Origin of the sequence: Microbispora sp. H10885 (assembly GCF_014161415.1) — a bacterium.
GTDB classification, from domain to species: Bacteria; Actinomycetota; Actinomycetes; order Streptosporangiales; family Streptosporangiaceae; genus Microbispora; species Microbispora triticiradicis.
This window is the reverse complement of record NZ_JABBWY010000005.1, coordinates 147,647-173,906: the sequence shown is the minus strand read 5'-3', so window position 1 is coordinate 173,906 and position 26,260 is coordinate 147,647. Positions and strand designations below refer to the sequence as shown.

Below are 26,260 nucleotides of genomic sequence, written 5' to 3'. Positions count from 1 at the left end.
GAATGAGACGCCGGTCACCGGGTAGCTGCCGCCCTCGTAGGTCCCCGCCCCCGGCGGTGGAAGGCTCTGAACAGGAGGACTTATGGCCGCTCCGGTCGACTGGGGAAGAGGAGTGGCCGACGCCTGGTCGTCGGTCGTCACCTTCGTCCCCAAGTTCCTCGCATTCGTCGTCGTCCTGGTGGTGGGCTGGCTGGTCGCCAAGGCCCTGCGCAAGGTGGTGGACGCCGTACTCGAACGCGTCGGGTTCGACCGCTGGGTCGAACGCGGCGGCGTGGGACGGGTGCTCGCGCGCAGCAAGTACGACGCGTCCGACCTGCTCGCGAAACTGGTGTACTACGCGATCCTGCTGGTGACGCTGCAGATCGCCTTCTCCGTCTTCGGCCCCAACCCGGTCAGCGCACTGCTCGCCGGCGTCGTGGCCTGGCTGCCCAAGGCCGCCGTGGCGATCGTGATCATCGTGGTCGCCACCGCCATCGCCAGGGCCGTCAAGGACATCGTCAGCGCGGCGCTGGGCTCCCTGTCGTACGGCAGGACGCTCGCCACGATCGCGTCGGTCTTCATCATCGGCCTCGGCGTCATCGCGGCGCTCAACCAGATCGAGGTCGCGACCACCGTCACCACGCCGGTCCTGATCGCCTTCCTGGCGGCCGTCGCCGGAGTCGTCATCGTGGGCGTCGGCGGCGGGCTGGTGCGGCCCATGCAGCAGCGCTGGGAGCACTGGCTGAACCGTGCGGAGGTGGAGACCGAGACCATCCGCGCCCAGGCGGCCGCCTACAGCCAGGGCCGCTCCGACGCGATGGAGACCGTCCACGTGCCGCAGGAGGCCATGCCGCGGGAGACCTACCCGCGCCAGACGGCCGGCGCCTTCGCCCAGCCGGCGCGCACCGCCTACCCGCAGACCGCCGGCTCCCCGCAGGCGCCGGTGTCTCCGCAGCCGATGTCCCCGGAGGGCCCGACCACGGGGTACCCGCAGGAGGGCGCGTACCCGCAGGAGGGCGCGCCGGCCGCTCCGGGCGCGGCGACCACCCCGATCAGCCCGGCGGACCCGCGCGGTCGGTCGGCGCGCAGTGAACCGAACCCCGGTCAGGCGGCTCCGGGTGAGGCGGGTCCCGCCTCGTGGCCCACGCCGCCCGAGGAGCCTCCGCCGGTCCGCTGACCGCCGTCTCCTCCGTCGCGTTTCGCGGGGCGTCCCGACCAGAGGGGCGCCCCGCACCCGTGTCAACCGGGCGGGGCGGGCGTGGCGTCAGGCGGGGTCGGCGGCGGTGTCGAGCAGCAGGCAGACCGCGGTCATGCGCAGGACGGCGAAGTCGAGCGGCTGGTCCGGCCCGGGCGTCCGCCAGCCCTTCTCCTGGGCCCCGTCCCAGAAACCGATCAGATAGGCGAGCAGCGAGGACGGCCCGACCCGCTCGCCGAGGCCCGAGATGGCCTGCCGGACGGCGGCCATGTGCTGGTCCAGCGAGGCGAGGACGCCCGGGTGCTGGTGCCGCAGGTCCAGCACACGCTGCGCGAACTCGGCGCGGATGCGGACAGGCCAGGAGTGCTCGGACACGTGGGTCTCCGGGGGTGAGGCACAGGGATGCCCCATCACGATAAGCGGCCCCGGCGGCGAACTCGCCCGAAACCGCTCTTTTCGCCGGGGGACCGTCCCGCCACGGCGGCCGTCAGATCGCGCGCGTGCTGGAGCCCCGTACGACGAGTGTCGTGGGCAGGATCCGGGCCGGCGGGGCGTCGGCGCCGTTGATCATGGAGACCAGGGCCTCCGCGGCGGCCGCGCCGAAACCGTCCTTGTCCTGGGCGATCGTCGTCAGGCCGGGGGGCACGAGGGCCGCGACCTCTATGTCGTCGAACCCGACCACCGCGATGTCCTCGGGCACCTTCAGTCCGGCCTCGGCGATCGCGCGCAGCGCGCCGACGGCCATCTCGTCGCCCGCGACGAACACCGCGTCGGGCCGTTCGTCCGTCTCCAGCAGCCGCCGCATCGCCGCCTCCCCGCCGGTGACGTAGAAGTCGCCCTCGGCGACGTGCTCGGGCCGGTACGGCAGGCGCAGCAGGGCCAGCTCCTCCTGGTAGCCCTGCAGGCGCTCCGCCCCCGGCCGGGTGTGCGCGGGCCCGGTGATTGTGGCGATGGCCTGCCGGCCCTGCTCGTGCAGGTGCCGTACGGCCTGGCGGGCGCCGCCCACGTTGTCGGAGGTCACGTATGTGGCCTTGGGGCCCTGCACGGGACGGTCGAGGCTGACACAGGGCACCCCCGACTCGGCGAGGTGCCGCAGCGACGGGTCCCAGGTGCCGCTGTCGATCATCACCACGCCGTCCAGGTTGTGCCTGCGGGCGGCCCGCACGTACGCGTCGTCGGTGTGCTCCCCGCTGGTGGCGAGCATGAGCAGGTGGTATCCGCGCCCGCTGAGCGCCGTCTTCAGGCCGATCAGGATCTCCTGGAAGAACGGATGGCGCCAGCCGGGCCGGCGGTGGTCGGTGTCCCACAGCAGGCCGACCATGAAGGACTTCTTGGTGGCCAGCGTGCGCGCCGACTCGTTGGGCAGGTAGCCGATCTGGCGGGCCGTCCGCAGGACCTGCTCCCTGGTTTTCGCGTTGACTACCTCGGGATTGTTGAACACTCGGGAGACGGTCGCCGGGGACACGCCGCACAGGCGCGCCAGCTCTCTGATCGTTGCCACGGACCAAACGCTATCGCATCTCGCTGTAACCGGTTTCATGGACCGTTCTCACAAAGTACGTACTTCCTGGGCCGCTCGCAACCCGTAATCGAAATTTCCCACAGTTATGTTTCTGTGACTTGACACATTCCCTTCTTCTTAGGTGTGATGTCGGGCATCGGCCGACGCTGCTTCGTTGCCACGGGCTCGGCCGCTGTCGCCATCTCGCAGCCGCATCCCTTCTCCTGTGAAGGAGTCCAGGTGTCCGCTGCGAAACTCCGCCTGCCCGCGCGTCCGGTCGTCGTCCCGTACGGCGATACCCGCGGCTTACGGAGGAACGGATCCATCGCCCGCACGGCCGGTCTCGGCGCGTGGGCCGATCACTCGTGCGCGGGCGCCGAGTCTGGAGCGATCACAGGATGACGGCGATCGAACACCGCCCCGCCGGGCCGCGGGCCTTCCCGGCCGGCTTCGTCTGGGGTACGGCCACCGCGGCGTACCAGATCGAGGGGGCCGTCGACGTCGACGGCCGGGGGCGCTCGATCTGGGACACCTTCTGCAGGATGCCCGGCGCGGTGGCGCGGGGCGAGTCAGGTGAGATCGCCTGCGACCACTATCACCGCTGGCAAGAGGATGTCGATCTCATGAAGGAGCTGGGGGCGGCCGCCTACCGATTCTCCGTGGCCTGGCCGCGCGTCCTGCCGGACGGGCGCGGGCCGGTGAACCGGCGCGGCCTCGACTTCTACCGACGCCTCGTCGACGCCCTGCGCGAGGGCGGCATCGAGCCGTATGTCACGCTGTACCACTGGGACCTGCCCCAGGCGATCGAGGACCGCGGGGGCTGGCGGGTCCGCGAGACGGCGGAGCGTTTCGCCGACTACGCGGAGGTGATGTACGACGCGCTCGGCGACTCGGTGTCGAACTGGATCACGCTCAACGAGCCGTACTGCTCGTCGATCGTGGGGTACGGCGAGGGCCGGCACGCGCCGGGCGCGACGGAGGGGCACGGCGCACTGGCCGCCGCCCATCACCTGCTGCTCGGTCACGGCCTCGCCGTCGCGCGCCTGCGGGCGCTGGCCCGGCCCGACCAGCGGGTCGGGGTGACGCTCAACATGTCGCCCACGGTGCCGGCGACCACCTCGCCGGAGGACGTCGCGGCCGCGCGGCGGATGGACCTGCTGGTCAACCGGCAGTTCACCGACCCGCTCTTCGGCGGCTCCTACGCCGCCGACATGGCCGAGACGTTCGGCCGGATCACCGACTTCTCGTTCCGGCGGGACGGCGATCTGGAGACCATCGGGACGCCGGTGGACTTCCTCGGGGTGAACTACTACTACCGGCTGCACGTGGAGGCCGCGCCCTACGCGGAGGCCGACCCGGGCCGCCGTACGGCGTTCGACCTCGGCGTGCGCACCGTCACGCCGGAGGACGCGCGCACCAGCGGGCTGGGCTGGGTGGTGGAGCCCGAGGGGCTGTACGAGACGCTGGTCGGCCTGACCACCCGTTATCCGGACCTGCCGCCGGTCTACATCACCGAAAACGGCTACGGTGACGACGGCGTGCTGGAGGACGCCGGGCGCGTCGACTACCTGCGCGACCATCTGGCCGCGACCCACGACGCGATGACGGCGGGCGCCGACGTGCGGGGCTACTTCGCCTGGTCGCTGATGGACAACTTCGAGTGGGCCCGGGGGTACTCGGCGAGGTTCGGGCTCGTGCACGTGGACTACGAGACCCAGGAGCGCACGCCGAAGTCCAGCTTCCGCTGGATGCGCGAGTTCATCGCCGATCCCGTGATCGACGGCCCCCTGGCCCCCGAGCCGCTGTTCATCGATCCCGTGATGACCGACCCGGTGATCGCCGGGCCCGTCATCGGGGACCCCGGCGTGGTCGGCTACGGCACGGGCGGCTACGGCAGGGCTCACTACGGCTACGGCCCGGACGACTTCGACGTCGCCGATCCCGTCGCCTCCGGTCCGCCCGTCGACGTCCTGGTGGCCGGCACTCCCCGGGGCGACCGTTCGGGGGGCGACCTGGGCTGACCGACCGGCCGAGGCCCCGCTCGACAGCGGTCAAGCATGTCGGTCAATTCCCATTTTGGTGCGCCGAATCCCGATTTGTCGGCTACTTTGGTGATCAAAGTACGGCACGGCATCAGGGGCAGCACGATGAACTTGGAGCAGGGGCCGCCGGGGATCGACGTCACGGTCCCCAGCGTCGCCCGGATCTACGACTACCTCCTCGGCGGTAAGGACAACTTCGCCGTCGACCGGGCGGCGGCCGAGAAGCTCATCGAGCTGACTCCGAACGCGCGCGAAGGGGTCCGGAGCAACAGGCGCTTCATCCGCCGTGCCGTGACCCTCATGGCCGAGAAGGGCATCCGCCAGTTCCTCGACATCGGCGCCGGGCTGCCGACGCAGGAGAACGTCCACGAGGTCGCGCTGCGGGCCGCCCCCGGCTCGCGGGTGGTCTACGTCGACAACGACCCGATCGTGCTGACCCACGGCCGGGCCCTGCTCGCCGACAACGCCACGACGATCGTGGTCGACGGCGACCTGCGCGACCCCGAGGGCATCCTCGGCGATCCCCGGATCAACGAGCACCTCGACCTCAGCCGGCCCGTGGGGCTGCTCATGGTCGCGGTGCTGCACTTCATCCCCGACGCCGAAGGCATCGTCGCCACGCTGCGCGACCGCCTCGCCCCCGGCAGCGCGATGGCCCTCAGCCACCTGTCGTACGGCGACCTCGACGAGGAGAAGATCCGCGAGGGGCGCGAGCTGTACAAGAGCACCTCCGCCGCCGGCGTCACCCCCCGGACCCACGCCGAGCTCCTGCGGTTCTTCGACGGGTTCGACCTGGTGGAGCCGGGCCTGGTGGTGACCGAGGACTGGCGTCCCGAGCCCGACGAGCCCAGGCTGCCGAGGATCCCCGGCGTGGACGGCTACGCGGGCGTCGGCCTCCTGCGCTGAACCTCCCGGCGGGACCGGATCAGTCCCCGGCGATCCACAGGTCGGGGCCGAAGACCTCGTAGCGGATGTCGGAGGCGGACACGCCGCGCGCCGTCAGCTGCGCGCGTACGGCCCGCATGAACGGCAGCGGCCCGCACAGGCAGGCGGTGACGCCCGCGGGCAGGTCGACCGCCGACAGGTCGGCCCGGCCGGCCGACGGAGCCGGACCGCTCAGGTCCTGTTCCGGCAGGTCCTCGTACCACCGGTGCAGGGTGGCGCCGGGCAGGGCCGCGACCAGGTCCGCCAGTTCCTCCCGGTGGACGTGGGAACCGGGGGAGCGGTCGGCGTGGACGACCACCACCCGCCGGCCCGACCCGGTGGCGACGAGGTGATCGAGCATCGACAGCACGGGGGTGACCCCGATGCCCGCCGAGGCGAGCAGCAGCGCGCCGTCGCCCTCCGGCAGGGTCAGATCGCCGAAGGGCGCGGAGACGTCGAGCACGTCACCGGCCCGAAGGTGCTCGTGCAGCCAGGTCGAGACCTCTCCCTCGGGCGCGCTCTCGCCGCGCACCCGCTTCACCGTGATCCGCCAGTCGCCGCGCTCGGGGGCGTTCGACAGGCTGTACTGCCGGATCTGCCGCGCGCCGTCGGGCAGCGTGACCCGGACACTGACGTACTGGCCCGGCAGGAACTGCAGCGGGACGCCCGGGCGCAGGAGGAAGGAGGCGGCGTCCGCCGTCTCGTCGCGCCGCTCGGTCACCGTGGCGCGCGTCCAGCCCCGGCCCGCCTCGCGGTAGAGGTCGCGCTCCAGGCCGATCAGCGTCTCGGCCATGAGCCAGTAGACCTCGTCCCACGCCTGGGCGACCTCGGGCGTGACAGCGTCGCCCAGCACCTCACCGATGGCGCCGAACAGGTACTTGTGCACCACGGCGTACTGCTCCTCGGTGACGCCGAGGGAGGCGTGCTTGTTGGCGATCCTGGACAGCATCGTGCCGGGAAGCCCGCCCGGGTGGTCCACCAGCGCGGTCGCGAACGCGGCGATCGAGCCCGCCAGCGCGACGCGCTGCTCGCCGTTGGCCTGGTTGCCCCGGTTGAACAGGTCGCGCAGCAGCTCGGGGTTGTCGGCGAACAACGTGTCGTAGAAGCGGGCGGTGATGCTCTGGATCGCGCCCGCGATCACGGGCAGGGTGGCGCGGACGGTCGCGGCCGACTCCGGGGACAACATGATTCCTCCAAATTGGTATCTAATACGCATATTAAAAGCCGTGGGTCTGCCGGACTCTTCCCGCGTACGCGGGTCAGGAGAGGCCGAGCAGCACCGGCCCGGACGGCGAGGAGACCAACTGGTCGACGGTGACCGGATCGAGGGAGGCGTAGAAGGCGTGCTGCGCCGCGCGCAGCGCGCCGCGCAGGCGGCAGGCGGCCCGGAGCGGGCAGGGGACCTCCCCTTCGCAGGTGACGACCTCCTCCTCTCCCTCCAGTTCGCGGACCAGCCAGCCGATCGACGCCGTACGGCCGAACCGGGTCAGTTCCAGCCCGCCCCCGCGTCCCCGGCGGGCCTCCACGACGCCGAGGTGCTGCAGGCGGGCGATGGCCTTGGCGGTGTGGTTGTAGGGAATCGCCATCGCCTCGGCCACCTGGCGGGTGGTGAGTGACGTGCCCTCCTCCAGGACCGCCAGGCGCATGGTCACGCGCAGGGCCAGGTCCGTGAACTTCGTCAACCGCACGTCTCGACCCTAGCAAATCGGTATTTAATACTCCAATTTGGGTGGGCCGGACGTTCCGGTCCGGCGAAAATGTCGGTGGCCGGTCCTAGGGTTGGGCGGCGACAGGATCCGTGACGAAAGACGGGAACACCCATGACGACCCTGGCCGAACGCCCGAACACCGCGCTGCTCGTCATTGACGTCCAGAAGGGGGTGGTGGCGGGCGCGCACGACCGCGACGCCGTGATCGCGAACATCGACACCCTGATCGGCAAGGCCCGTGCGCAGGACGTGCCGGTGATCTGGGTGCAGCACTCCGACGGGCGCGAGTTGCAGCGGGAGAGCGAGGCCTGGGAGTACGTGCCGGAGCTGGTGCGGCGTGACGACGAGCCGCTCGTCCACAAGATCTACGGCGACTCGTTCGAGGACACCGATCTGGAGGCGCGGCTCGCCGAGCGCGGGGTGGGCCGGGTCGTCGTCACCGGCGCCCAGACCGACGCGTGCATCCGCTCGACCCTCCACGGGGCCTTCGTCCGGGGCTACGACGTGACGCTGGTCGGCGACGCGCACACCACCGAGGACCTCACCGCCTACGGCGCGCCGGCTCCGGCGCAGGTGATCGCGCACACGAACCTCTACTGGCAGTTCCAGACCGCGCCCGGCCGCGGCGCGGCGACCGTTCCCACGGCTGAGGTCGACTTCGGCACCCCCTGAGCCGTCCGGACATCCCGAGTCGTTCGGACGGGCCGAGCCGGTGGCGCGGTTCCGGGGCCGCTCAGGGGGCATCACCGGGGGAGAGCGGGCCGCTGGAGGGGGAGGCGCGCTCGGCGTCGAACGTGAGCGTGGTGGACGTGACCGCAGCCGCCTGTCCCGAAGACCTCGTCCGGGCCGTCCGGGCGGTGGGGGTCCGTGACGAGCGCCTGCTCCGGGCGGTGCGTTCGACTCCGCGGGCGGGATTCGTCCCGCCCGCGCACGTCGCGCACGCGTACGAGGACGCGCCGATCCCGATCGCGCACGGGCAGGTGACGACCCAGCCGTCCCTGTCGGCGACGATGATCGAGGGACTGGCGCTCACCGGCGTGGAGCACGTGCTGGAGGTCGGCTCCGGCCTCGGATACCAGACCGCGCTGCTCGCCCGCATGGCCGGCGACGTGGTCGGCGTCGACCTGTGGCCCGACCTCGTGCGGGCGGCGCGGCGCAACCTCGCCCGGCAGGGCATCCGCAACGCGGAGGTGCGGGTCGGCGACGGCGGCCAGGGCGTGCGTGAGCACGCTCCCTACGACGCCGTCATCGTCTCGGCGGCGTTTCCCACGGTCCCCGCGCCGCTGGTCGAGCAGTTGCGGCCCGGCGGGCGGCTGGTGCAGCCCATCGGCACCGGCGGCCGGGAGGAGGTCGTGCTCTTCGAGCGCACCGTCATCGGCCTCGAACCCCGTCAGGTCCTCACGCTGGCCAGTTTCGTCCGCCTGCACGGCCGCTTCGGCTACCCCTCCTGACCGGTGCGGTGGCGGGCGGACGGGCGGTCAGGCCTCCGGTTCGCCCTCGTGCACGTGGTAGGTCCTGGTCCACGAGGCTCCGCAGCGGCAGCGGGTCAGCTCCAGCAACCGGCCGTCCTCGGTCACGGCCAGGCCGTCGTCGAGGCGGACGTGAACATGCACGCTCATTGGTTGTGCCTTTGCTGTCGACGAGCCCCGGCGACGAACCCGGGACCTCTCGTGCGGTTTATCCCAATATAGGTTGACGTGTTCATGAACCATCCGCATTTGGGTAGATATGTCCGGATGCGAGGAGGATCTTCGGATGGCGGGCTTGATGCGGGACCCGCAGGATAGGGGACACGTCTCTGTCTCTTCTCGCAAGGAGGATCCTTCATGCGGACTCGCCGCATCGGTGATCTCGGGGTCGGCGCGATCGGTCTCGGCGGCATGCCGATGTCGATCGAGGGGCGGCCCGACGAGCAGCGCTCCATCGCGACCATCCACGCGGCGCTGGACGCCGGAGTGACGCTGATCGACACGGCCGACGCCTATCACCTGCACGCGGACGAGGTGGGCCACAACGAATCGCTGATCGCCCGCGCTCTGGCAGGCTACGGCGGCGACACCTCGGACGTGCTGGTCGCGACCAAGGGCGGCCACCTGCGCCCGGGCGACGGCTCCTGGACGAAGGACGGCTCGCCCGAGCACCTGAAGCAGGCGTGCGACGCCTCCCTCAAGCGGCTGGGGGTCGAGGCGATCGGCCTCTACCAGTTCCATCGGCCCGACCCGCGGGTGCCGTACGAGGAGTCGATCGGGGCGCTCCGCGACCTGCTCGACGCGGGCAAGATCCGCCACGCCGGGATCTCGAACGCGAACCCCGACCAGATCCGCCAGGCCGGCGACATCCTCGGCGGTCGCCTCGTGAGCGTGCAGAACCAGTTCTCGCCCGCGTTCCGCTCCAGCGAGGCCGAACTCGAACTCTGCGCGCAAATGGGCATCGCCTTCCTGCCGTGGAGCCCGCTGGGCGGCATCTCCAAGGCCGGCGAGCTGGGGTCGCGCTTCGCCCCGTTCGCGGAGGTCGCGAAGGCCCACGAGGTGAGCCCGCAGCAGGTGTGCCTGGCCTGGATGCTGGCCAAGGCGCCGGTGGTGATCCCGATCCCCGGCTCGTCGCGGCCGGAGACGATTCTCGACTCGGTCAAGGCGGTGGACCTGGAGCTCACTCCCGAGGAGCTGGGCCGCCTCGACGCCGCCGGCTGAGCGCCGTCTCACTCGCCGGGCCAGTCGTCGGCCCACTGACGGTGCCGGGCCGCCGCCGCGAGCGCGGCGGCCCGCGCCGCCTCCGTCGGCGTGAACGGCAGGTCGCGTCTCGTCACCACCAGGGCGGCGCCGGGATTCACCGGAACCGTCATCACGGTGTTCGGCGTCCTGTCCGGAGCCGGCTCACCGGGCTCCCGCCACCGGACGTCCGCCGTACGCAGCAGTTCCGTCATGGCCGGGAGCAGCTCGCCCGGATCGTCCCGTACGCGCTGACCCAGCAGCAGCGCCTGGATGCCGGGGTCGATGAGGTCCTTCACCTGGGCGGGGACGATGACGGCGTCGGCGCCGCCGGCCCCGTCGACGGCGCGCCACAGGTCCTGCGGAGTGAGCGAGGCCGGGGCCTCGACGACGAACTCGTCCAGGGCGTCGCAGCCTCCCCGCGTCATCGCCGCGCTGCCGGCCGGGGCGATCTGCAGGGAGAGGATGTTGCAGCCCAGCCGGGCGAAGGCCCCGGCGAGCGCGGCGAGGCGGCCGGGACGCTCGGCGACCCTGGCCCGCACCCGCCACAGGCTGGTCGCGTGATCCGTGCCCGGGCGGACGCGCCCGCGCACGGCCCCCGGGACCGACAGTCTCTTGTGCACGGCCGAGCCGACGATCAACGCCAGCCCGACGCCGACGAGCACCACCGGGCCGGGGTCGCGGTGGCCGAGCAGGGTGGCGAGCACGTGGGCGAGCCCGACGGCGAGGAAGAGCGCGGCCAGTTCCGCGATCTCCCGCCGCCAGGATCGGACGCCGTGATGCCGGTGAAGCGGGCCGGGAGTCGGATGGCCGCCCTCGCCGGCGGCGTTTCTCGGTTCGCTCATGCCCAGAAGTCTGACCCGGCGCTGTTACGCGGTCACCGTGCGTGGAATGTCGTCCGCATTAATCCGCTCTCACCGGGCCGCCGCCCGCATCACCGGATCATCACGGTTCCGGCGTGGAGCCGTCCGTCCTGACCCAAAGGCAGAACGGATGCCCCGCGGGGTCGAGGAGGACCCGCACGTCGTCCTGGGGCTGGTGGCCGGCGAGCGTCGCCCCGGCGCCGGTCGCGTGCGCCACGGCCGTCTCCAGGTCGTCCACCTCGATGTCCAGGTGCAGCATCATCCGCTGGTCTCCTGGACCGGCGGGCCAGACCGGCCGGACGTACTCCTTCTCGGTCTGGAACGACAACCCGGCGCCGCCCCTGGGCGGGTGCATCGTCACCCAGCCGGGTTCGTCGGAGTCGATCGTCCAGCCCAGCAGCCGCTGGTAGAAGGCCGCGAGCTCCCGCGCGTCCGGCGCGTCGAGCACCGTCGCGGACAGGGTCATGCGTGGCGTCACGCGTCCTCCCGAAATTGTCCCGAGATCGTCGTCCGGCCGCTGCCCCGCGCGCCTTCCTTCAATCCCGGAGCGTGATCCGAGAGTGATGATCTTCCGCCGGCTCCTCGCCTACAATGCATGAAAGCGGTTCCACAGGCGAGGGGCAGACGCTTGGACGATTCGAGACGGGCACCGGAGGGCGTCGATCCCACCGTCCCGAACATCGCCCGGATGTACGACTACTACCTGGGCGGCAAGGACAACTTCGCCGCCGACCGCGAGGCCGCCGAGAAGATGCTCGCCATCGGGCGGCAGATGGGCAACGACGGACGGGAGGTCGCCAGGGAGAACCGCGGCTTCCTGCAGCGTGCCGTGCGGCACCTGGCCGAGTCGGGGATCACGCAGTTCGTCGACATCGGCGCGGGCCTGCCGACGCAGGAGAACGTCCATCAGGTCGCGCGGCGGCACGCTCCCGGAGCGCGGGTGGTGTACGTGGACATCGACCCGGTGGTCCTCACGCACGCGCGGGCGCTGCTGGCCGACAATCCCGAGACGATCGCGGTGGCCGGGGACGTGCGGGACCCGGACGCCGTGTTCGACGACCCGGAGGTGCGGGCCCACATCGACTTCGCCCGGCCGTTCGCGGTGCTGCTGGTCTCGGTGCTGCACTTCGTCACGGACGACGAGGACGCCGACCGGATCGTCGCCCGGATCCGCGAGCGGATGGTCCCGGGGTGCCACCTGGTGCTGTCGCACATCCTGACGACCGACGAGGTGGCCGAGGAGGTCGTCGCGGAGAGCAAGAAGGTGTACGCGGCCACCTCCTCCGGCGGGCTCGTGGGCAGACCCTTCAAGCGGATCGAGGCGTTCTTCGACGGCCTGGAGATCCTGGAACCCGGCCTCGTGCCCGTGCAGGCGTGGCGGCCCGACGTCCCCTGGGAGGTGCGGGCCGACGACAGGACCGGCATCTTCGGGGCGGTCGGCGGCATGCCCTGACCAGCCGTCCCCGCCCGTCCCCTCTCGTCCTCGGGCGTCCCCCCTCGTCCCCGGGCGTCCCCCTCCGTCCCTGGGCGAACGGCCCCGGCGGCGACGGGCTCAGCAGTGGCGGGTCAGCACAAGGCCCGGGTCAGCACAGAGCCCGGGTCAGCACAGGGTCGGGGTCAGCACAGGGCCCGGGTGAGCACGTCGAGAGTGAGTTCGACGATCTTCTCCGGAGGCTCCGCTCCGGTGCCTTCGGCGGGCGGCGTCCCGTGCCCGGCGAGGTCCGGTTTGAGACGGCGGGCCCCCGCGCGGACTACGCCCCAGGCCAGGTCGGCCCGCAGCGCGGGATGGTCCATCCCGGCCTCGCGCAGCGCGTCGGCGAGCGGCGCGGTCAGCTCGCCGTGCAGTTCCTCCACCCTGATCCGGCACTCCTGCGGCAGCCCGATCGCCTGCAGCGCCGGGATCAGCGCGTAGTCGGGGCTGCCGACGAAGTCGAGCGCCGCTCTGCCGTACGCGCGGATCCGGTCGGGCAGCGGATCGCCGACGGGCGCGACGGCGGCGCGCAGACGCGCTGACCAGCGGGGAAAGGCGTCCTCCACGAGCTGGGCGAGGATGTCGGCGGTGGAGGCGAAGTAGCGGTAGACGCTGGAGCGGGCCAGGCCGATCCGGGCGCCGACGGCCGCCGGGGAGAGCGCGTGCACGCCCTCGGAGGCCAGGATCTCCCGCGCCGCGTCGAGCAGGGCGGCGTGCTGGTTGGCCCGGTGGTCCGCGACGGTCGCCGCGCTGATCCTCGGCATCTCCCCCTCCAGGGCTGCTACGTCTTCGGGTCGCGCCCTCCAGTATCGGGCCCCGCCGCCGCCACCGGTTCCCCCGGCTCGTCCGGCTCGTCCGGGGAGGCCGGTGTGCGGGGGAGGAGAAGCGTGGCGCCGACCCCGGCCAGCAGCGCCAGCGCCGTGATCAGCGCGACCCTGCGGGTCGCCTCGGCGGCGCCCTCGACCGCCGCCGCGTGGATCGCGGGATCGCGGATCGAGGGGATGGCGGCGCCGGCGCTCTCCTCGACGACGCGCGCCACGCCCGCCCGCACCTGCTCGGGCCGGTCGGCCAGCCCGCGCTCGACGGCCGAGCCGAGCCCGGCCACCAGCACTCCGCCCAGGACGGCGACCCCCAGGGCCGCGCCGAGCTGGCGGATCGTGCTCTGCAGGGCCGAGGCCCCGCCGGAGAGGCGGGCCGGCACGTCGGCGAGGAGCACGCCGGTGAGCTGGGCCGTCGCGAAACCGATGCCCGCGCCGTAGAGCAGCAGCCACGGCACGAGCCGCCAGGGGCCCATGCCGGGGGTGAGGGACAGGCCGATCCCGGCCGCGCCGACGGCCTCCATGCCGAGGCCCGCCCGCACGATCGCGCGCGGCGACCACCGCTTCGACAACGCCGGGACCAGGCCGCCCGCGAGGAAGGTCCCGAGGGCGAGCACCGCGATGACCAGCCCGGCGCGGAACGCGGTGTAGCCGAGCGCGGACTGCAGGAAGAGCGGCAGCACGAGGATCATGCCGAACTCGCCGAGCGCCACGATCACCGCCGCCATCGAGCCGTACCGGAAACTCGGCAGCTCGAACAGCGTCAGGTCGACCAGCACGGGCCGCCCGGCGCGCTCGCGCCGCCGTTCGAGCACGACGAGGGCGGCCAGCGCGACGACGCCGGCGCCGAACGCGAACGGCACGGGCGAGACGCTCTCGAAGCGCAGGCCGAACAGGTCCGCGGTCCGGCGCGGCGTCAGCCAGCCGTACTTCTGGCCCTCGATCAGCGCGAAGACGACGCCGGTCGTGCCGGTCACGGCGAGGACGAGGCCCGCGAGGTCGGCGCCCGCCGCGTGCCCGGCCCGCGACTCGGGCACCCGCAGCGAGCCGAGCAGGAGCAGCGCGGCGATCGGCAGATTGATCCAGAACGCGGCGCGCCAGCCGTACTCGGTGACGAGCCAGCCTCCCGCCAGCGGGCCGGCGGCGGCCATGCCGCCGATGATGGAGCCCCAGACGGCGAAGGCGATCACCCGTTGCCGTCCCGTGTAGATCTGGTTGATGATCGCGAGGGTCATCGGGACGGCCATCGCGGCCCCCACGCCCTGGACCGCGCGTACGGCGATCAGCATGGGCCCGTTCACCGACAGCGCCGCCAGCACGCTGGCCAGCAGGAAGACCGCGACGCCCAGGGCGAACAGGCGGCGCCTGCCGTGGAGATCGCCCATCCGCCCGAACGGGATGAGCAGCGCCGCGAACATCAGGGAGTAGACGGAGTTGATCCATTCCACGTCGGTCGCGCCGAGGCGCAGGTCGGCGAGGATCGCGGGCACCGCCACGTTCACGATCGTGGCGTCGATGACCACCATCGACACGCCGGTCGCGAGCACGACGAGGGGAAGCCAGCTTTGGCGCGAGTTTGGCGACGGCATGTCGCGAATATAGCAACAACCTGTCGCCAACTGACCCGCCGAGCCCGCCGAGCCGGGTGCCGGCGGCCCGCGAACCGTCCGGGCCGGCTATCCGCGGCGGGCGCGGGCGCGGCGCCTGCCCTCGTGCATGGCCTGCACCCGGGCGACCGGGATCGTGTGGCCCTCCTCGACGAGGTCGCGGGGGAGTCGCTGGGGCTCCGGCATCAGGTCAGCCCAGGGATCGGCGTCGCGTAGCAGGCGCGCCGCCGTGCGCACGGTGAAGTCGCCGGGCGTGATCCGGTCCAGGTCGTCCCAGGCGACCGGGAAGGAGACGGGGACGCCGGGCCGCACACGGGGGCTGTATGCCGCGACGACGGTCGCCCCGCCGGACCGGGTCGAGTCGACGAACACCCGGTCTCCCCGGTCCTCCCGGATGAACGCCGTCGTGGCGAGGGCGGGATCGAGGCGTTCGGCCCGGACGCCGAGCGCGCGGGTGGCGGCGGCCACGTCCTCCGTCGTCTCGCCCTCCAGCGGCACGAACACGTGCAGGCCCTTGGCCCCGCTGGTCTTCACCGCGCCCGACAGCCCGGCGTCGGCGAGCGCCCGGGCGACCAGGCGGGCGGCGCCGACGGCCCGGGGGAACGCCTCGGCCGACGGCGGGTCGATGTCCAGCACGAGGTGGGTGGGCCGGTCCCAGTGACCCGCGTGGACGAGAGCGGGGTGATACTCCACCGCCCGCTGGTTCGCGAGCCACAGCAGGGTCCGCCGGTCGTCGCACAGCGCGTACGACACCCGCCGCTGGGAGGACTCGGCCCACACCGTGACCGTCCGCACCCAGTCCGGGGCGTACGAGGGCACGTTCTTCTGCATGAACGGCGCCTGGCCCTCTCTCACCCGCACGACGGACAGCGGCCGGTCGCGCAGCACCGGGACGATCCGGTCGCGTACGGCGTCCAGGTAGTCGACCAGGTCGCGCTTGGCCGCGCCCGCGCCGTCGAACAACGGCCGGTCGAGGTTGGTCAGCGTGACTCCGTCGCGAACCTCATCGCTGGTCATGCGATCACCATGCCCGCGCCCGGCGCCGGAAATCAACGCGGCCCCGGCGTCTCTCCATGCCGTCTCTAAATATGAGACATAATTGCTCAAATGACGAGACGCCTGGAATAGTGACGGCATGGCACACGAAACGGCCGTCTACACACACGGTCACCACGAGTCCGTCCTGCGTTCCCACCGCTGGCGCACCGCCGCCAACTCCGCGGCGTACCTGCTGGGCGCGCTGAAGCCCCACATGCGCGTCCTGGACGTCGGGTGCGGGCCCGGCACGATCACCGCCGACCTGGCCGGGCACGTGCCGCAGGGCGAGGTCGTCGGCCTCGACAACGCGCCCGGCGTGCTGGAGCAGGCCCGGGAGGAGGCGGCGCGGCGCGGCGTCGCCAACGTGAGCTTCACGACCGGCGACGTGCACGCGCTCGGCGTTCCCGACGCCTCATTCTGCGTGGTGCACGCCCACCAGGTGCTCCAGCACGTCGGCGACCCGGTGGGCGCGCTGCGCGAGATGCGGCGCGTGACGAAGCCGGGCGGCATCGTCGCGGCGCGCGACTCCGACTACGCCGGCATGATCTGGTATCCGCTGGTCCCCGCGCTGGACGACTGGCTGGACCTCTACCGCCGGGTCGCCCGGGCCAACGGCGGCGAGCCCGACGCCGGTAGGCGCCTGCGCTCCTGGGCCGGGGAGGCCGGCTTCACCGAGATCACCTCGTCGTCGTCCACCTGGTGTTTCGCCACCCCCGAGGACCGGGCGTGGTGGAGCGGCCTGTGGGCCGACCGCACCCTCCAGTCCGCCTACGCGAGCCGGGTGATCGAGGGCGGCCACGCCACCCAGGACGACCTGCGGCGGATCTCCGACGGCTGGCGGGAGTGGGGCGCGAGCGCGGACGGCTGGTTCAGCGTCGTGCACGGCGAGATCCTCTGCCGGGTGGGCTGACCACCCCTCCCCGCCGTGATGGTGCGGCCGGTCACGGGGGAGGATCGGGGTGTGACCTGCGGAAGACGGAGCCCTGCCGCGGAGCGTGCGGGCCGCGCCGGCGGCACGCGGCACGCCGCGCCGCCGTCACGGCCGCCGGGGGGCTGACATGCGGCCGGCGGCGGGAGACCCGGTCACCCTGTTCCTGTGCGGGGACGTCATGCTCGGGCGCGGCGTCGACCAGATCCTCCCGCATCCCGGCGATCCCGCCCTGCGGGAGCCGCACCTCCGGGACGCCGGGGCGTACGTCGAGCTGGCGGAGGCGGCGAACGGCCCGATCCCGCGCCCGGCCGGATACTCCTGGCCCTGGGGCGACGCGCTGGAGGCCCTGGACGAGGCCGGTCCCGACGTCCGGGTGCTCAACCTGGAGACGAGCGTCACCCGGTCCGGCGACTTCGCGCCGGACAAAGCCGTGCACTACCGGATGAACCCCGCCAACCTTCCCGCGCTGGCCGTGGCCCGGCCGGACGTGTGCGTGCTGGCCAACAACCACGTGCTCGACTTCGGCGTACGCGGGCTCACCGAGACGCTCGGCGCGCTGGCGGCGGCGGGGCTCCGCCAGGCCGGGGCGGGGCGTGACGAGGACGAGGCGCGGCGGCCCGCGGTCGTGCCGCTTCCCGGCGGTGGGCGCGTGCTGGTGTTCGCGGCCGCGATGCCGTCCAGCGGCGTCCCGGGCGGGTGGGCGGCCCGGCGGGACCGGCCCGGCGTGGCCTTCCTCCCGGCGCCGTCCCCCGCCGCCGCGGCCGAGATCGTCCGGCGCGTACGGCGGGTCAGGCGGCCGGGGGACGTCGTGGTCGTCTCCGTCCACTGGGGGTCGAACTGGGGCTACGAGGTCGGCGACGACCAGACCGGGTTCGCGCACGCGCTGGTCGACGGCGGCGTCGACCTCGTCCACGGCCACTCCTCGCACCACCCCCGCCCCGCCGAGGTGTACCGGGACCGGCTGATCCTCTACGGCTGCGGCGACTTCATCGACGACTACGAGGGCATCACCGGCTATGAGGAGTACCGCGACGACCTGCGGCTGCTGTACTTCGCGACGGTGGAGGCCGCGTCGGGGCGGCTGCGCGAACTGCGGATGGCGCCGATGCGGGCCGTACGCATGCGGCTGCGTCGCGCCGGTGACGAGGACCGCGAGTGGCTGCGCGGGACGCTCGACCGGATCGGCCGGAGGTTCGGCGCGCGGACCGGACCGGCGCCCGGCGGGACGCTCGTCCTCGCGCCGGCCGGGTAGGAGGTGATCACGATGCTGGTCTGCGAGATCATGACGGCGCCGGTGGTGACGGTGCGGCGCATGGCGACGATCAGGCAGGCCTTCCGCCTGCTGTACGAGCAGGACATCACGGCCGCGCCGGTGGTCGAACGGCCGGGACGGATGGTCGGCATCGTCAGCGAGATGGATCTGCTGCGCGGCGAGTTCGAGAGCGAACCCCGGGCCTTCCTGCGCCCCGAGGCCCTGCCCACCGGCAGGCCGCCCGCGCTCGTCGAGGAGGTCATGACGCCGCGCGTCGCCACCGTGGGCGACACGGCCGACGTCATGGACCTCCTTGACCTGATGATCACGACCGGGGTGAAGAGCGTCCCGGTGGTGCGCGACGACGACCTCGTCGGCATCGTCAGCCGGCGCGACCTGATGGGACTGCTGGTCCAGGGCGACGAGCGGATCCGCGACGACGTGCTCGCGGCGCTGCGCGACTGCGCCGACACGGCGCACTTCGGCGCGGCGGTGCGCAACGGCGTCGTCGAGTTGTACGGCCCGGGCGACGAGCGGTCGGCCCGCATCGCCGAGATGGTCGTCAGGACCGTCCCCGGCGTCGCCGGCGTCGTCTTCCCCGAGGGCCTGATCAGCTGAGTCCGTCGCCGGGGCCGGGGCGGGGGTCGTCGTCGGGGCTGTTGTCGTCGAGGCGGGCGAGCACGTCGGTGGCCAGCCGTTCGAGCGCGGCGACCTGCTCGGGGGTGAGCCCGTCGAAGAACAGGCGGCGCACGGTCGCCACATGCCCCGGGGCCGCGGCGGCGATGGCCCGGCGGCCCTCCTCGCTGATCACGACGAACGCGCCCCGGCCGTCCTCCTCGCACTCCTCCCGCCGGACGAGGCCCCGCCGCTGCATCCGGGTGAGGTGGTGGGACAGGCGGCTCTGCTCCCACTGGAGGCCGCGCTCCAGCTCGAACGGCCGCAGCCGCCCGTCGGCGTTGTCGGTGAGGTGCACGAGGACCTCGTAGTCCGCCAGGGAGAGGGCGGAACCGGCCTGCAACTCCCGGTTGAGCCGGGCCGTGAGACGCCCCTGCATGCGCAGGTAGGCCCGCCAGGCGCGCTGTTCGTCCGCGTCGAGCCAGCGTGGGCTGTTCATGCCGCCCAGGGTATCCGGAATCAATGACTCGTCATCTATGTTGTGGGGCACCAGTAGATGATGCATCATCTACATGGCGACGAGGAAAGGGTTCCGATGACCACGACCAGGCTGACCCCCCGTGTGGACGTCCGCAGGGCGGCCGAGCGCTTCACCACCCGCATCTCCTGGCTGGATTCCAAGCACTCGTTCTCGTTCGGCGGCCACCATGACCCCGGCAACACCCACCACGGCCTGCTGCTGGTGAACAACGACGACACCGTGCATCCGGGCACCGGCTTCGAGACGCACCCGCACCGGGACATGGAGATCGTCACCTGGGTGCTCCGGGGCTCGCTGGTCCACCAGGACTCCGAGGGGCACTCCGGCGTCATCTACCCGGGGCTCGCCCAGCGCATGAGCGCGGGCACCGGCATCCTCCACTCGGAGAAGAACGACTCCTGGCGGCTGACCGGCGGCGGCGCCCACGACGAGCCCGTCCACTTCGTCCAGATGTGGGTGGTCCCCGACGAGCCCGGCATCACCCCCGGGTACGAGCAGCTGGAGATCGAGGGCGACCTGCTGGCCGGCGGCCTGGTGCCGGTCGCCTCCGGCATGGACAAGCACGACGGCGCCGCGGCCATCCGGATCAAGAACCGGTACGCCGCGCTGCACGCCGCCCGCCTGGAGCCCGGCCAGTCCGTGGAGCTGCCGGAGGCGCCGTTCCTGCACCTTTTCGTGCCCCGGGGCGCGGTCACCCTGGAGGGTGCGGGCATGCTGGAGACCGGCGACGCCGTACGGTTCACCGCCACCGGCGGGCAGAAGGTCACCGCGACCGAGCCCGCCGAGATCCTCGTGTGGGAGATGCACGCGACCATCGCCGCGTGACGATCTGGGAAGGACGGACAACCGATGGAGCAGACAGACCCGAAGGTCGCCGACAATCCGGAGGCGCGCCGCTTCGAGATCACCGTCGACGGCGTCCTCGCCGGCTTCGCCGACTACGGGCTCGACGGGCAGACGATCTCCTTCACCCACACCGAGATCGACTCCTCGTTCGAGGGCCGCGGCCTCGGCTCGGTGCTGGTCCGCGCCGCGCTCGACGCCGCGCGCGACGCCGGGCTGTCGGTCCTGCCGTACTGCCCGTTCGTACGGCGGTACATCGCGCGGCACCCGGAGTACCTCGATCTGGTGCCGGCCGACCGGCGGGCCCGGTTCTCGCTCGACGGCGACGAGGCGGCCGGGTGACCGCCGGGCCGCTGAGCCCAGGGGAGCCCGCGCTCCACGGCTGTACGGTCGCCGCCGAGCCGATGCCGGAGAGCGTGCTCCTGCCCGGCCACGACGTGCCGCTCGGCCGGTACACGACGGTGCGCCGGCTGCTCCCGCAGCGTCCGCGCCGGATGGTCGGCGCGTGGTGCTTCGTCGACCACTTCGGCCCGGACGACGTGCGCGACCGGCCGGGCATGCGGGTGCCGCCGCATCCTCACACCGGGCTGCAGACGGTCACCTGGCTCGCCGAGGGGGAGATCCTGCACCGCGACAGTCTCGGCAACGTCCAGGCGATCGTGCCGGGACAGCTCAACCTGATGACCGCGGCCCACGGGATCGCCCACTCCGAGCAGTCGCCGCCGGACCACCCCCCGGGGATACACGGGCTGCAACTGTGGGTCGCGCTGCCGGAGGACGCCCGGCACGGCGAGGCGAGGTTCGAGCACCACGCCGCGCTGCCCGTGCTGACCGACGGGAACGTCACGGTGACCGTCGTGGTGGGGGAGGTGGGAGCGGCCCGGTCGCCCGCGCGGGCGCACACCCCGCTGCTCGGGGCCGAGGTGCTCTTCGGCGGCGCCGGACGCCACCGGCTGCCGGTCGACCCGGCCTTCGAGACGGCGGTGCTGGCCATGTCCGGTACGGCGGAGGTGGCCGGGGTGACGCTGTCCCCGGGATCGCTGCTCTACCTCGGGCAGGGCCGTGCGGACGTGCCGCTGGAGACCACCGGGCCCGCGCGGCTGTTCGTGCTGGGCGGGACGCCGTTCGAGGAACCCCTGGTGATGTGGTGGAACTTCGTCGGCCGTTCGCACGAGGAGATCGCCGCGGCCCGCGACGACTGGGCGCGCGGCGCCCGCTTCGGCGTCGTCCCCGGCGGGCAGGAGCGGTTGCCCGCGCCCGAGATGCCCACCGTACGGCTGAAGGCACGCGACCGGCACGGCCGGCGCCTGGGTTGACCCTGCGCAGTCACCGCTCCCGATCCGCTTCGCGCATTCGCCGAGGCCGCCGCGCCGGCCGCCCCTTCGCGCTGCCCTGACCGGCGCTACGGGCCCCCACCGGGCGAGCCACTGCACAGAGGTGGCTCGACGCTGGTAGTCAACACCGAATGTGACTCCCTGCTTCGCATGAAGAGCCCGGCCGGGATTCCGGCCGGGCGGCCCCCTCCAACGCGAGAGCCAATGATGTAGCGAGTCACATCGCGATCATCCGCTGAGCGTGCCGGGTGTGCAGAAGCCGGTCGACGTGAGACTTGGTCCATCGTGATCGGCCTGTGGGGGTCAGCACGCCCTCAGCGTTCAACAGTTCACTGATCGCAATGAGACTGAGCCCTTGGGCACGCAGGTGAAGGACACGAGCAACTACTTCGGGCGGGCAGACAGGCGGTCGGCCACGCCCCTGATGAGGCGGCCGAGGGAGGGAGCAGTTCACTGTCTCTTCCCGCGGAACAGCCGCAGCAAGTCACAGAAGATCCGGTACCTGACCTTCGTCTGCTGCTCGTCAGCGGCCCAGAAGGTCGCCACCATGGCGACCCCGACGTACAGCGTGAACACGGCGATGACCGCCGCGATGAATACGGCAACCCAAGCGGTTGCCGGTCCGACCTCCGCCAGCATCTGGCGAAGCAGTCCGACCATTCATGGCTCCCCTGCTTAGGGCGGGGAGCGTGGACCTAGCCGGGTGCCAGGCCGCTCCTCCGCCAATGTCGGCGGAGGCGAGGACCAAGCAGAGGGGGAAGGTCGACGACGTTATTCCAGTACTGCATATGTATGTTCTCTCTTGGTCGTCACGCGAGCAGTTGCTCCTGCGGTAACGGTAACCCGTTGATGAAGGCGTACCGCTAATTCACTCCAAGCCCGGCAACGACTATGCCTTCATGACCTATCGGGCGCCACCGTCCCTGCTAGACAGAGTCCCGTACGGCCACCATGCCTGGCATCGCCAACTGTGGCACCATCCGAACCGCAGACGCTCCGATCGTATGTAGCTGGCCACACCCCAGCCGGGAAGTCCGGGAAACGGTCGTTTCCGGGACACCTCCCTGGCCCTCGCCTGGGACGGGCGGCCTGCGCTGCACTTCACTTTGTGGCACGTTCGGCCTTACGCCGGCGACGTAGTTCTCGTTGAGCTTGAGCGCGGGCGCACTCGCGGGAGCAGTAGAGGACGCCTTCGGTTCGGTGCTGGCCGTATTCAGCGCGGCCGCGTTGTCGAACGAAGGGGCGCTGGCAGTTTTGCGCATCCAACTGGCGATCGAGGTTTCGCCCGCCGGTGGAGACGCGGGCGTAGCCGATGCGGATCTCTCTGCGGTGGGCGGGGAGGCCTACCTTCGCTTCCACTTCACGATGAGGGGTACTTCCCCCGCCTCGGGGGTACTCGCCTCCGCCCTCCAGCGCCACGATGAGTGGCCGCGGCAGCCGCCTCAAGATTTCTCCGCACGGTACGAGTGGTGGGATGGTCGGCACCGAGCACCCCCTCGCAGTCTGCCAGCGTGGCCTCGTACAGCGGGATGGCCCGGCCCAGGTCCCCCGCCGTCTCGTAGGCGCCGGCGAGGTTGTTGCGGGAGGTCAGGGTGTGGGGGTGGTCGCCGCCGAGTACCCGCTCGCAGTCTGCCAGCGTGCTCTCGTACAGCGGGATGGCCCGGCGTAGATCGCCCGCCGCGTGGTAGGCGTGGGCGAGGTTGTTGCGGAAGGTCAGGGTGTCGGGGTGGTCGGCGTCCAGCACCCGCTCGCAGTCTGCCAGCGTGCTCTCGTACAGCGGGATGGCCCGGCGTAGATCGCCCGCCGCACAGTAGGCGGTGGCGAGGTTGTTGCGGGAGGTCAGGGTGTCGGGGTGGTCGCCGCCCAGCACCCGCTCGCGGTCGGCCAGCGTGGCCTCGTACAGGGGGATGGCCCGGCCCAGGTCCCCCGCCGTCTCGTAGGCGTGGGCGAGGTTGATGCGGGAGGTCAGGGTGTCGGGGTGGTCGGCGTCCAGCACCCGCTCGCGGTCGGCCAGCGTGGCCTCGTACAGGGGGATGGCCCGGCCCAGGTCCCCCGCCGTCTCGTAGGCGTGGGCGAGGTTGATGCGGGATTGCAGCGTGTGGGGGTGGTCGCCGCCGAGCACCCGCTCATGATCGGCCAGCGTCGCCTCCAGCAGCGGAATGGCCCGGTGTAGATCACCCGCCGCACAGTAGGCGGTGGCGAGGTTGATGCGGGAGATCAGCGTGTCGGGGTGGTCGCCGCCCAGCACCCGCTCGCGGTCGGCCAGCGTGCTCTCGTACAGGGGGATGGCCCGGCCCAGCTCCCCCGCCGCCTGATAGGCGTGGGCGAGGTCGTTACGGATGGTCAGCGCGCCGGGGTGGTCGGCGCCCAGCACCCGCTCCCGCCCGGCGAGGGTGGCCTCGTACAGGGGGATGGCCCGGCCCAGATTGCCCGCCGCCCGATAGGTGCCGGCGAGGTTGCCGCGGGAGGTCAAGGTGTCAGGATGGTCGGCGCCCAGCACCCGCTCATGGCCGGCCAAGGCTGCCTCGAACAGCGAAATGGCCCGGCCCAGATTCCCCGCCTCCCGGTAGACGCCGGCGAGGTTGTTGCGGGAGGCCAGGGTGGAGGGGTGATCGGCGCCCAGCACCCGCTCGCAGTCGGCCAACGTCGCCTCGAACAAGGGGATAGCGCGGGTGAGGTCGGCCAGGTCGTACAGGTACCGGCCGCACCAGCCGCGTAGAGCCAGCAGCTCGGTGGGCAGGTCGCCACCGGCGAGGGCCCAGTGATAGACGGTGTTGGTCTGGTCGATCAGCGTTTCGACCTGGGCGCGGGCCGCCCAGCTGCCGGCACCGTAGGGCAGGGTGGCGTTGAAAGCCTGGAGCAGGCCGACGGCCCGGGCGAGGGCGGCAGACAGGTGGCCGTGGTGGGTGGCTCGTTCGCGCAGCACGCGTTGCACCAGGCGGTGCATCAGGACGGTGGCGCCGTCCTCACTGAAGGAGATCAAGCAGTTATCGGCCAGGGCGGCGAGCGTTTCCCGCAGGTGCACCGGGTGGATACCGGCCTTGCTCCCGGCCGACAGCACCGTCAGGGGGATGCCCGCCGGCGACAGCACCGAGAGCATCGCCAGCAGGTGCGGGGCCGAGGGCAGGGACGCCTCCGCCTGGGTGATCGACAGCATGATGGCCTGGGCGGTGCCGGCCGGGTAGGCGTCGCCGTCGTGGGCGGGCAGATAGTCGCCGATGGGGAAGGCGTGCAGCAGGTCCAGGTAGCTGGGGTAGTCCAGATGCAGGCGGGCGATCACGGAGGCGGCCTGGGCCAGCGCCAGCGGCAGGTGTCCCAGCTCCGTGGCGAGTTCGGCGGCGCCGCCGGGGTCGTCCAGGCCGGTACGCCGGTGCAGGAAAGCCTGCGCCTGGTCGAGGGTGAACACGCCGACCTCGAGTGGCTGATAGGAGCGCAGGAAGGCGCGGTTGCGGGTAGTGATGAGCGCGCGGGTGGCGCCGGTGGCCGGGCACCAGCGGCGCACCACGGCGACGTCGGCGGCGTTGTCGAAGACCAGCAGCGCGGGCCGGGTGGTGGCGGCCAGCCAGGATCTGGCCCGGGCCGCGGCCGTGGCGGCGTCGTCGTCGGGCCGACGTTGGCCAAGCCGCTCGGCCAGGGCGGCCAGCCCGGTCACGATCTGGTCGGTGCTTTCGGCGGCGATCCAGGCGACCACCGGCCAGCCCGCCGCCTGGCAGGCCCAGGCGTAGGAGGCGGCCAGCATCGTCTTGCCCACACCCGGGGTGCCCGCCACCGCGCAGATCGCCACCGCCCCGCCGTTGCCGGCGTCCGCGTGCTTCGCGGAGGGCCCATCGTCCAGCAGGACGGCCAGGCGGCGCAGCAGCTGCTCGCGCGGCTGGAACCCAGGCGGGCGTTGCGGGATGTCTCCCTCGACGATCTGACCCGGCGCCCGCTCCGGTGGGGGCGGGTAGTGGTGATGGTGTTCGACGCCGACGGCCTTTTCGATGAGGTTGTGGTGGAACTCGATGTGGTCCCCGGCGGTGCCGCTGGGCGGCTCATCCCCGGTCATCGCTATCCCCGTCCACGAAGGTGGGCGTCGGGGGCGTGGGCCCGGTCACCTGCTTGCCCACGACTGTGCCGCCGAAGGCGTTGCCGTGGAACTCAATGTGGTCGCCGCCATAGCTGTGCCGCTCACCGCCGGACACGGTCCGCTGTACGGGTGATCCCGCCGGTGGCGTCTGCGGGACGCCCGGCACGGCAGGCGCTGCTGCGGCCGGCTGGGAGGCCGCCTGCCTCACGTCAGCGCGCACCTGCAGCAGCAGGGCCACCACCGCCACGACCAGACCGGCGGAGCCGATGAACATGCTCACCACGCTCGCCCGCTGATCCAGCACCTCCAGCACCTGTGGCGGCAGATGCAACGGATCGGCGAAGAACCCGACCAGCCCCACCACCAGCAGACCCGCCAGCACCATGATCGCCGCGATCGCCATCCCCCGCCCCATCCGTGACCGGGGCGCCGGTGCTGAACCATCCCTCGCCTGCGCCATGTCTCCAGACTGCTGCCCAGCCCGAGAAGTGTCGCCCGGAGTGACGAACGTGTTACCTCTCCTCGTTCTTTAATGAATTGGTGGTTTTCGGAACTGCCCGGGTGATCAAGCCGTGCGGGCCGCCCCGAGGAGGGCGGGCCCGCGCGGTGCTGGGCCCCGACCGCCCCGACGCCCTCACCTCCCGAGACATCCTCGCCAGCGCCTACCACTCCGCGATCGGCCGGGCGGGCTCGGCGCCGCTCCGCGGAGCCGGTTTTCGCGTGATGTGACGGATCACGGGGTGAACCGGGGAGAAGTTCCGACTATCGGAACGCGTGGTTCTACTTTGCGTGCTCATTAAGTAACTTTCCGCAGGGAGACCGG

General features: G+C 72.1%; 29 protein-coding genes. 14 read left to right on the top strand and 15 right to left on the bottom strand.

All coding sequences use genetic code 11. The annotated features are described in order from the left end of the window. Positions 1-82: 82 nt before the first annotated feature. On the top strand, positions 83-1,156 hold the full coding sequence (locus HHX37_RS14950; protein WP_220502889.1) for a mechanosensitive ion channel family protein: 1,074 nt from the start codon (positions 83-85) through the stop codon (positions 1,154-1,156). 87 nt (positions 1,157-1,243) lie between these two features. Here the strand turns inward: HHX37_RS14950 and HHX37_RS14945 are convergent, their stop codons facing one another. Both HHX37_RS14945 and HHX37_RS14940 read right to left on the bottom strand, forming a co-directional pair. Next, positions 1,244-1,549 carry a DUF6401 family natural product biosynthesis protein gene (locus HHX37_RS14945; protein WP_182885782.1) on the bottom strand — a complete coding sequence of 102 codons (306 nt, stop codon included), beginning with the start codon at positions 1,547-1,549 and terminating at the stop codon, positions 1,244-1,246. Positions 1,550-1,661: 112 nt separating this feature from the next. After that, the gene (locus HHX37_RS14940) at positions 1,662-2,675 is read right to left on the bottom strand and encodes a LacI family DNA-binding transcriptional regulator (RefSeq protein WP_208759138.1); all 1,014 of its coding nucleotides are present in this window, start codon (positions 2,673-2,675) and stop codon (positions 1,662-1,664) included. Between the two features lie 398 nt (positions 2,676-3,073). On the opposite strand from HHX37_RS14940, the gene HHX37_RS14935 reads away from it, so the two are divergent. Together HHX37_RS14935 and HHX37_RS14930 are read left to right on the top strand one after the other, a co-directional pair. After that, entirely contained in the window at positions 3,074-4,696 is a 1,623-nt protein-coding gene (locus HHX37_RS14935; RefSeq protein ID WP_182885781.1) for a GH1 family beta-glucosidase, read from the top strand. Positions 4,697-4,786: 90 nt separating this feature from the next. Further along, the gene (locus HHX37_RS14930; protein WP_310738173.1) at positions 4,787-5,623 is read left to right on the top strand and encodes an SAM-dependent methyltransferase; all 837 of its coding nucleotides are present in this window, start codon (positions 4,787-4,789) and stop codon (positions 5,621-5,623) included. Positions 5,624-5,642: 19 nt separating this feature from the next. On the opposite strand, the gene HHX37_RS14925 is transcribed toward HHX37_RS14930, so the two are convergent. Together HHX37_RS14925 and HHX37_RS14920 are read right to left on the bottom strand one after the other, a co-directional pair. Further along, positions 5,643-6,827 carry a globin domain-containing protein gene (locus HHX37_RS14925; protein ID WP_182885780.1) on the bottom strand — a complete coding sequence of 395 codons (1,185 nt, stop codon included), beginning with the start codon at positions 6,825-6,827 and terminating at the stop codon, positions 5,643-5,645. A 73-nt stretch (positions 6,828-6,900) separates the two neighbouring features. Further along, a complete protein-coding gene (locus HHX37_RS14920) occupies positions 6,901-7,329 on the bottom strand; it encodes an RrF2 family transcriptional regulator (protein WP_111700916.1) in 429 nt (142 codons plus the stop codon). Between the two features lie 132 nt (positions 7,330-7,461). On the opposite strand from HHX37_RS14920, the gene HHX37_RS14915 reads away from it, so the two are divergent. Both HHX37_RS14915 and HHX37_RS14910 read left to right on the top strand, forming a co-directional pair. Next, the gene (locus HHX37_RS14915; RefSeq protein ID WP_182873797.1) at positions 7,462-8,022 is read left to right on the top strand and encodes a cysteine hydrolase family protein; all 561 of its coding nucleotides are present in this window, start codon (positions 7,462-7,464) and stop codon (positions 8,020-8,022) included. 131 nt (positions 8,023-8,153) lie between these two features. Further along, positions 8,154-8,801, top strand: coding sequence for a protein-L-isoaspartate(D-aspartate) O-methyltransferase (locus tag HHX37_RS14910; RefSeq protein WP_310738174.1), 648 nt, complete (start codon positions 8,154-8,156; stop codon positions 8,799-8,801). Between the two features lie 27 nt (positions 8,802-8,828). Here the strand turns inward: HHX37_RS14910 and HHX37_RS14905 are convergent, their stop codons facing one another. After that, positions 8,829-8,969: a hypothetical protein gene (locus HHX37_RS14905; RefSeq protein WP_165900687.1), complete on the bottom strand. Its 141-nt coding sequence runs from the start codon at positions 8,967-8,969 to the stop codon at positions 8,829-8,831. 207 nt (positions 8,970-9,176) lie between these two features. Here HHX37_RS14905 and HHX37_RS14900 point away from each other — a divergent pair, with 207 nt between their 5' ends. Continuing rightward, entirely contained in the window at positions 9,177-10,040 is an 864-nt protein-coding gene (locus HHX37_RS14900) for an aldo/keto reductase (RefSeq protein ID WP_182885779.1), read from the top strand. 8 nt (positions 10,041-10,048) lie between these two features. On the opposite strand, the gene HHX37_RS14895 is transcribed toward HHX37_RS14900, so the two are convergent. Both HHX37_RS14895 and HHX37_RS14890 read right to left on the bottom strand, forming a co-directional pair. Further along, complete coding sequence (locus HHX37_RS14895) at positions 10,049-10,903, bottom strand: ACT domain-containing protein (protein ID WP_182881543.1); 855 nt, start codon at positions 10,901-10,903, stop codon at positions 10,049-10,051. A gap of 100 nt (positions 10,904-11,003) precedes the next feature. After that, the gene (locus tag HHX37_RS14890; protein WP_220502888.1) at positions 11,004-11,399 is read right to left on the bottom strand and encodes a VOC family protein; all 396 of its coding nucleotides are present in this window, start codon (positions 11,397-11,399) and stop codon (positions 11,004-11,006) included. A 150-nt stretch (positions 11,400-11,549) separates the two neighbouring features. Here HHX37_RS14890 and HHX37_RS14885 point away from each other — a divergent pair, with 150 nt between their 5' ends. Beyond that, positions 11,550-12,374 carry an SAM-dependent methyltransferase gene (locus HHX37_RS14885; protein WP_259406462.1) on the top strand — a complete coding sequence of 275 codons (825 nt, stop codon included), beginning with the start codon at positions 11,550-11,552 and terminating at the stop codon, positions 12,372-12,374. A gap of 164 nt (positions 12,375-12,538) precedes the next feature. On the opposite strand, the gene HHX37_RS14880 is transcribed toward HHX37_RS14885, so the two are convergent. The 3 genes from HHX37_RS14880 to HHX37_RS14870 form a co-directional block, all read right to left on the bottom strand. Continuing rightward, positions 12,539-13,156 (bottom strand): TetR/AcrR family transcriptional regulator, encoded by a 618-nt coding sequence (locus HHX37_RS14880; RefSeq protein ID WP_182885777.1) that lies wholly within the window; start codon positions 13,154-13,156, stop codon positions 12,539-12,541. A gap of 17 nt (positions 13,157-13,173) precedes the next feature. Then, positions 13,174-14,799: an MFS transporter gene (locus HHX37_RS14875; protein WP_182885776.1), complete on the bottom strand. Its 1,626-nt coding sequence runs from the start codon at positions 14,797-14,799 to the stop codon at positions 13,174-13,176. A gap of 87 nt (positions 14,800-14,886) precedes the next feature. Next, positions 14,887-15,834 carry a DNA polymerase domain-containing protein gene (locus HHX37_RS14870; protein ID WP_182873792.1) on the bottom strand — a complete coding sequence of 316 codons (948 nt, stop codon included), beginning with the start codon at positions 15,832-15,834 and terminating at the stop codon, positions 14,887-14,889. 118 nt (positions 15,835-15,952) lie between these two features. Here HHX37_RS14870 and HHX37_RS14865 point away from each other — a divergent pair, with 118 nt between their 5' ends. From HHX37_RS14865 to HHX37_RS14855, 3 genes are all read left to right on the top strand, one after another. After that, positions 15,953-16,765, top strand: coding sequence for a class I SAM-dependent methyltransferase (locus HHX37_RS14865; protein WP_182885775.1), 813 nt, complete (start codon positions 15,953-15,955; stop codon positions 16,763-16,765). 148 nt (positions 16,766-16,913) lie between these two features. Further along, a complete protein-coding gene (locus HHX37_RS14860; protein ID WP_182885774.1) occupies positions 16,914-18,038 on the top strand; it encodes a CapA family protein in 1,125 nt (374 codons plus the stop codon). Between the two features lie 12 nt (positions 18,039-18,050). After that, positions 18,051-18,656, top strand: a complete 606-nt coding sequence (locus tag HHX37_RS14855; RefSeq protein ID WP_259406492.1) for a CBS domain-containing protein — start codon at positions 18,051-18,053, stop codon at positions 18,654-18,656. Here HHX37_RS14855 and HHX37_RS14850 read toward each other — a convergent pair. Then, the gene (locus HHX37_RS14850) at positions 18,649-19,152 is read right to left on the bottom strand and encodes a MarR family winged helix-turn-helix transcriptional regulator (RefSeq protein ID WP_182885772.1); all 504 of its coding nucleotides are present in this window, start codon (positions 19,150-19,152) and stop codon (positions 18,649-18,651) included. The two genes, HHX37_RS14855 and HHX37_RS14850, sit on opposite strands and share 8 nt — an antisense overlap. Before the next feature lie 96 nt (positions 19,153-19,248). On the opposite strand from HHX37_RS14850, the gene HHX37_RS14845 reads away from it, so the two are divergent. From HHX37_RS14845 to HHX37_RS14835, 3 genes are read left to right on the top strand one after another with little or no spacing between them, the layout of a single operon-like run. After that, a complete protein-coding gene (locus HHX37_RS14845) occupies positions 19,249-20,019 on the top strand; it encodes a pirin family protein (protein ID WP_182881551.1) in 771 nt (256 codons plus the stop codon). Between the two features lie 24 nt (positions 20,020-20,043). Beyond that, complete coding sequence (locus tag HHX37_RS14840; RefSeq protein ID WP_182881552.1) at positions 20,044-20,379, top strand: GNAT family N-acetyltransferase; 336 nt, start codon at positions 20,044-20,046, stop codon at positions 20,377-20,379. Continuing rightward, positions 20,376-21,353, top strand: a complete 978-nt coding sequence (locus HHX37_RS14835; RefSeq protein WP_310740375.1) for a pirin family protein — start codon at positions 20,376-20,378, stop codon at positions 21,351-21,353. The genes HHX37_RS14840 and HHX37_RS14835 overlap by 4 nt, the downstream gene beginning before the upstream one ends. 235 nt (positions 21,354-21,588) lie before the next feature. Here the strand turns inward: HHX37_RS14835 and HHX37_RS38200 are convergent, their stop codons facing one another. The 4 genes from HHX37_RS38200 to HHX37_RS14815 form a co-directional block, all read right to left on the bottom strand. Next, a complete protein-coding gene (locus HHX37_RS38200; RefSeq protein WP_182885771.1) occupies positions 21,589-21,825 on the bottom strand; it encodes a recombinase family protein in 237 nt (78 codons plus the stop codon). Next, on the bottom strand, positions 21,822-22,031 hold the full coding sequence (locus HHX37_RS14825) for a hypothetical protein (protein ID WP_182885770.1): 210 nt from the start codon (positions 22,029-22,031) through the stop codon (positions 21,822-21,824). Before HHX37_RS14825 ends, HHX37_RS38200 begins: the two co-directional genes overlap by 4 nt. 700 nt (positions 22,032-22,731) lie before the next feature. Beyond that, a complete protein-coding gene (locus HHX37_RS14820; protein WP_182885769.1) occupies positions 22,732-25,416 on the bottom strand; it encodes a tetratricopeptide repeat-containing protein in 2,685 nt (894 codons plus the stop codon). Beyond that, on the bottom strand, positions 25,403-25,840 hold the full coding sequence (locus HHX37_RS14815) for a hypothetical protein (protein ID WP_182885768.1): 438 nt from the start codon (positions 25,838-25,840) through the stop codon (positions 25,403-25,405). Before HHX37_RS14815 ends, HHX37_RS14820 begins: the two co-directional genes overlap by 14 nt. A gap of 137 nt (positions 25,841-25,977) precedes the next feature. On the opposite strand from HHX37_RS14815, the gene HHX37_RS14810 reads away from it, so the two are divergent. Further along, positions 25,978-26,166, top strand: a complete 189-nt coding sequence (locus HHX37_RS14810; RefSeq protein WP_182885767.1) for a hypothetical protein — start codon at positions 25,978-25,980, stop codon at positions 26,164-26,166. Positions 26,167-26,260: the final 94 nt, after the last annotated feature.

What these genes read in the sequence shown, in the direction of transcription:
- HHX37_RS14950 (WP_220502889.1), top strand. Translation starts at nt 83, where the DNA reads ATGGCCGCTCCGGTCGACTGGGGAAGAGGAGTGGCCGACGCCTGGTCG.
- HHX37_RS14935 (WP_182885781.1), top strand. Translation starts at nt 3,074, where the DNA reads ATGACGGCGATCGAACACCGCCCCGCCGGGCCGCGGGCCTTCCCGGCC.
- HHX37_RS14925 (WP_182885780.1), bottom strand. Translation starts at nt 6,827, where the DNA reads ATGTTGTCCCCGGAGTCGGCCGCGACCGTCCGCGCCACCCTGCCCGTG.
- HHX37_RS14915 (WP_182873797.1), top strand. Translation starts at nt 7,462, where the DNA reads ATGACGACCCTGGCCGAACGCCCGAACACCGCGCTGCTCGTCATTGAC.
- HHX37_RS14905 (WP_165900687.1), bottom strand. Translation starts at nt 8,969, where the DNA reads ATGAGCGTGCATGTTCACGTCCGCCTCGACGACGGCCTGGCCGTGACC.
- HHX37_RS14900 (WP_182885779.1), top strand. Translation starts at nt 9,177, where the DNA reads ATGCGGACTCGCCGCATCGGTGATCTCGGGGTCGGCGCGATCGGTCTC.
- HHX37_RS14895 (WP_182881543.1), bottom strand. Translation starts at nt 10,903, where the DNA reads ATGAGCGAACCGAGAAACGCCGCCGGCGAGGGCGGCCATCCGACTCCC.
- HHX37_RS14880 (WP_182885777.1), bottom strand. Translation starts at nt 13,156, where the DNA reads ATGCCGAGGATCAGCGCGGCGACCGTCGCGGACCACCGGGCCAACCAG.
- HHX37_RS14875 (WP_182885776.1), bottom strand. Translation starts at nt 14,799, where the DNA reads ATGCCGTCGCCAAACTCGCGCCAAAGCTGGCTTCCCCTCGTCGTGCTC.
- HHX37_RS14870 (WP_182873792.1), bottom strand. Translation starts at nt 15,834, where the DNA reads ATGACCAGCGATGAGGTTCGCGACGGAGTCACGCTGACCAACCTCGAC.
- HHX37_RS14865 (WP_182885775.1), top strand. Translation starts at nt 15,953, where the DNA reads ATGGCACACGAAACGGCCGTCTACACACACGGTCACCACGAGTCCGTC.
- HHX37_RS14860 (WP_182885774.1), top strand. Translation starts at nt 16,914, where the DNA reads ATGCGGCCGGCGGCGGGAGACCCGGTCACCCTGTTCCTGTGCGGGGAC.
- HHX37_RS14855 (WP_259406492.1), top strand. Translation starts at nt 18,051, where the DNA reads ATGCTGGTCTGCGAGATCATGACGGCGCCGGTGGTGACGGTGCGGCGC.
- HHX37_RS14850 (WP_182885772.1), bottom strand. Translation starts at nt 19,152, where the DNA reads ATGAACAGCCCACGCTGGCTCGACGCGGACGAACAGCGCGCCTGGCGG.
- HHX37_RS14845 (WP_182881551.1), top strand. Translation starts at nt 19,249, where the DNA reads ATGACCACGACCAGGCTGACCCCCCGTGTGGACGTCCGCAGGGCGGCC.
- HHX37_RS14840 (WP_182881552.1), top strand. Translation starts at nt 20,044, where the DNA reads ATGGAGCAGACAGACCCGAAGGTCGCCGACAATCCGGAGGCGCGCCGC.
- HHX37_RS14825 (WP_182885770.1), bottom strand. Translation starts at nt 22,031, where the DNA reads ATGGTCGGACTGCTTCGCCAGATGCTGGCGGAGGTCGGACCGGCAACC.
- HHX37_RS14820 (WP_182885769.1), bottom strand. Translation starts at nt 25,416, where the DNA reads ATGACCGGGGATGAGCCGCCCAGCGGCACCGCCGGGGACCACATCGAG.
- HHX37_RS14815 (WP_182885768.1), bottom strand. Translation starts at nt 25,840, where the DNA reads ATGGCGATCGCGGCGATCATGGTGCTGGCGGGTCTGCTGGTGGTGGGG.